The sequence below is a fragment of the Microcystis sp. M079S1 genome (assembly GCF_020246425.1).
GTDB lineage: Bacteria > Cyanobacteriota > Cyanobacteriia > Cyanobacteriales > Microcystaceae > Microcystis > Microcystis aeruginosa.
On the sequence record NZ_JADBSZ010000282.1, the window covers coordinates 1 to 4,447 of the forward strand.

The 4,447-nt window shown below is 41.6% G+C and carries 2 protein-coding genes and 1 pseudogene; 2 read left to right on the forward strand and 1 reads right to left on the reverse strand.

Features of this window, described 5'->3' with window-relative positions; all coding sequences use genetic code 11:
* Nucleotides 1–429: 429 nt before the first annotated feature.
* Both IM456_RS18360 and IM456_RS18365 read left to right on the forward strand, forming a co-directional pair.
* Complete coding sequence (locus IM456_RS18360) at nt 430–2,115, forward strand: hypothetical protein (protein ID WP_216645620.1); 1,686 nt, start codon at nt 430–432, stop codon at nt 2,113–2,115.
* An 83-nt stretch (nt 2,116–2,198) separates the two neighbouring features.
* On the forward strand, nt 2,199–3,464 hold the full coding sequence (locus IM456_RS18365) for a DUF8225 domain-containing protein (protein WP_149986212.1): 1,266 nt from the start codon (nt 2,199–2,201) through the stop codon (nt 3,462–3,464).
* A gap of 255 nt (nt 3,465–3,719) precedes the next feature.
* Here the strand turns inward: IM456_RS18365 and IM456_RS18370 are convergent.
* Nucleotides 3,720–4,447, reverse strand: a pseudogene (locus IM456_RS18370) (IS630 family transposase); the annotation flags it as partial.

The window sequence follows — 4,447 nt, forward strand, 5'->3', positions numbered from 1 at the left end:
GGGAGAGTGGAGAAATTGTCAGGATATTCTGACAAAGTTTGGGCTTAACTTCGTAAAGTTGATGATTTTTCCCAAGTTAAGGATTTTTGCGGGAGGGTGGATGGTCTGGAAGTTAGACTGGATAAGGATTTGGGGAATTTTATGGACTTTTTTCTTAAGTTCCTAAACTTCGGTTGTGTTGGGTTTTGAGATTAAATAAACTATCTTTGGGATTAAGAAAAAATTCTGGCGATTGCTCTGTTTGAGCGTAATATTCGGGAGAATTCTTACGTTCAAGGACAGCACCTGAAAGCCCTATTCTCTGGTTCTATCAGCCCCTTTTCAAACACCCTCTTACGTATGAGCAAAACTTGGGCGACAAACTTATTAAGTTTCTTGAGCAGATATCTGGCTCACCTAATAATATCTGTAATCTTTTTCTTGATCCTGATGCCTGTATATGCGGGATTAGCAGATGATCTTTCAACCTCTCCAGAAAATGTCCCTAATATCTGGAAATGTATTGGTTGTGATGCTGGAAAAGTTGGAACACAGATGACTTTAGAAGAACAGCAGGCGAATCTCAATGATTTATGGGGTAAAGAGGTTCTGCGTCAGGGTAAGTTCCCCCAAGAAGTTAAGCATTCTCAACAAGCGATCGCTCAAGCCAACCGAAACTTGACCGAGAAAATTTATCTTGTAGCCGAGGGAGGTCAGATTCCCCTCTCCGTTGCCCCACGGGATAAAAATAGAAATCCTCGACTGGCCATTACTTGGAAAAGTAATGGTATCTTGTCAACGCTCCTAAGCGGAAATCCGGGTCCCACTCGTTTCTTACAAGTCATCGCTTGGGACCCCCAAAAGAAAAAGTTCAACTATTACGAACTCAATGATGATAAAAACTGGAGTTGGGCAGGCGATTCTAGTCATGCTCGTCAACCGCAGTTTATCGGCCAAGGTTGTTTTGACTGTCATCATAATGGTTCAGTCATTATGAAAGAACTTAAATTTCCGTGGAACAACTGGAAAAGTCAGTTGGCAACCATTGATTTATCATTTTTGCCAATAATGGTCGCACAAGACTCTAATTTGAGCAAATTAATTGGCGCCGAGCAACTAGAGCAGGATATCGAGGGTGGAGTATCTCAATATTATACAGCGTGGCTCGACGAGCATATCAGTAGCGATCTCAAAACAATCACTGATGTTCCCGAACTTTTACGGCACCTCACAACTACTACCTCTGTCAATTTTGAGTCTAATAATCCTAGCCCTGGAAAAACAGACATTGTGCCTCCTAAAAACTTTTTCCTGTTTGATGATGCCTTGTCTCAAGTAACTGGAGATGGATTCGGTGATGCTGGGTATAATTTCCCATCTACAATTAGCTTTGATGCCAATAAATTTAAGCAAATCATTGACAAAAAAGGATTTGCCCTGCGTCAGTGTGAGAGAATTACCGATACAAATAAGTGTCAGCCAAATACTGTTGCTTACGAACAAAAAGGGACGACATTTAATCCTTTCTTCGTTCCCGTACCTTCCAATGAAGACACTTTGGTGATCAACAATTTGTGGAATGGTAGATTTCAGGTTATCCGAAACAACCAGCGCAAAAATATCACATTTATCTCTGATAAGTTTGCGACGGCTGTTTTAATGGTAGACTTCCAAAATCCTGTTTTCTCATCAGTACGGAGTAGCTTACAGACCTATGCCGATAAGTTGGACGTTGCCACTATTGACAATCAGGGGGTCAGTAATATACCTTCCTTATTTATCGCTCAAATCCAAGAAGCGGTCAAAAATCAACCTCCTTGTTCAACTCAAGACCTAGATAGCTGTAGTGCGGAACAACAATTCCTGAACACTTGGAATTTACCTGATGCAACTTGGAAGGATACAGTTAATCAAAGGATTCAAGCTTATCTGAAGGCGGTTAATAATCAGATCGCTAATGGGACAGGACTCTCCGATTATGTAGATATTAGTATCTCGCGGGGAAGACAGTTTGCTTCCATCGATCCGATTAACAACCTTTTTGAGTCAAGTCTCTTACTTCCTCAAACTGATTTACCAACAAATGCTCCTGTGTTGCGGATGCAAACCGACGGTAAAGTCGCATCAGTTAATTAGCTTGCGAACGTCAGTTAACGAGTTCTTTCGTTATTGATTCCCTCGTCAACCTAAACCATTCAATTAAAAAGAGGTACAATGCTATGGCAACTCTAAAACAATTCAACACTCCCGCACTTATTAAAGACTTGGCCGATCAACCAGATAAACAAGCTCGATTAGATGCACTCTGGAGTGAGACTCTCAAATCTTTTACAGAACAATCAATACAAGGAGGAGATGCCCCTCTTGATAATGATCGGGTCTTCTATTTTAATCCATTGATTACTGAGCTTACGGGAATAATTACTCCACCTCCTGTGGCTTGGACAGCCTTTCCCAATCGGATTTTAGTATTCTTTCCTAACGCGTCCAAAAAGGATCAATTTCAATATGCTGATGAAGGCCCACCAAACGTTAATGGTCAGCCTTATCGTCCTCAAGGACCGAGAGGATGGCAGGATGAATACTGTGAGTGGAGTGTCACCCGACGACCTAGTGACAACAAGATTACCAAAGTCACCTTCACCTGTGAGAATCCTGAATATTGGAATGCTTTATGGCTAATTGACTCCAATCGCGTCCTCGAACTTTATCGAGAGTTAGTCAGTCCTGATGTTCAACTTGCTGATCTCCAAGGTTACACTAATCCCGATACTGGAAAATTTGATCCTGATGCTTATAACCCGCTTAATAAGTGGAACAATAACACTAAGACGGGTCCAGTCCATCTGATTAGTCCACCGAACACATTGAGTGCTGAAATTTATCTTGCTGCCGCGGCCACAATTGTACGGGAATGTAATGGTTCGGTCGTTACTGACCAATCTCAATTAATTCAATGTAGTCGTTATGGTACTCCGGGACGTAATAGCGATCCCTTTATTGGCGGTACGGTTAATAGTATTGTGCGACAGGGGGGCGTTAAGGTAACACTAAAAGACCCCGTTGGTCTGTATATTCAAGAACCCGCCTTCGATCAAACATGGCAATTACCTGTGCAGGCTCCCGGTGATGCTCACCCTTCAGATTATTGGAAAATTGTTCGGGGGCGGCGACGTACCGATCCCAATGAACCCGATTTTATCCTTCACGCAGTTTATGAAGTGCCGGAGGATCAAGGCTTCTGTGTTGGTGATATCACAATTGATGGACTTCCAATTCGGTTTGGCTCCCAAATTACCCAAAAATTTCAGATTGCCTTGGCAGCGATCGGCATTCCCACGACCGATCCAGCCCAAACCCCCCGTCCCTGTATCGATCCGAGCGCTTGTCCTTCAACAATCACTGAAGCCGCTAGTGCTTCGCTCGATCCGGCTCACCTCCGTAGTATGATGTCCCTGATGTCATCGGCTACGAGAAGACGTTAATAGAGAGCGTCCCGAAATGGGATAGCCCCAACAATTGGATAATCCCCGCAAAGGAGTGGAAGTACAGAAAATCGAGGAATAGAGTGCTATTGAGCGAGGTCGCTCCACCCTATCACTTCAGAAGCCTTATTTCTTCCCGACTTTATATCGTTCAAAGCTTCTGCTTTTAGCGGTAAGAGTCGGGATGTACTTCACTTTTACGGAAAAGACTGTATTCTTTAATTTGTATCTGGAGAATTATCATCATGGGATACTTTAGACGTTCATAATCTGAGATTTATTAAACTTCTGAAATCGTAGAGTGAGCAAGGAATCCAGTTCTTTTTTATGTTTCAGATGGGCATCATTCAGACATTCATACATAGCTGAAGAAAAGTCAGAAAAGTTTTCATAATATTTACCATACAAACATTTCTTTTTGACCAATTTCCACAGCCTTTCAATTAAATTTAGATTAGGCAATAAGACGGCAGATATAGTAGCTCTGTTGACAAATAAAGAGCCAATTCTTCAACAATTTTACATTTTTGATAGCGGGCATTATCTAATACTAGAGTGATGGGAATTATTAGTCCTAAATCAGCTATTTTTGACTGGAGTTCACAGACTTGAGTTGCTGTAATATAAGTGTCATATGTTACCATAATAACTTCATGAGTTATCGCATTTAATGCTCCTCAAACATTAAAGCGTTTACTCCCGCTCGGTGACTTAACGAAAAGTCTCTCAAAACACCAAACAAACCCGAGAAAAGCTCCCATAACAAAGTGAGCGGCATCAACAAAAAAAACAGCCCTTTTTCCTTCTTTAGCCTCATTTAGTCTTGGTTCTAGCTTTTTTTCTTTGTATTCTTCTTGTTCATCCCGGTCAGCTTTAGAAGGAAGAGAACCTACTTTTATACATTTCATTCCCATTGATTTTAAGAATTTCCTCCCTTGGCTGGGACTTCGTTTTATTCCTGTCAATTCTTCTCTTCTATATAC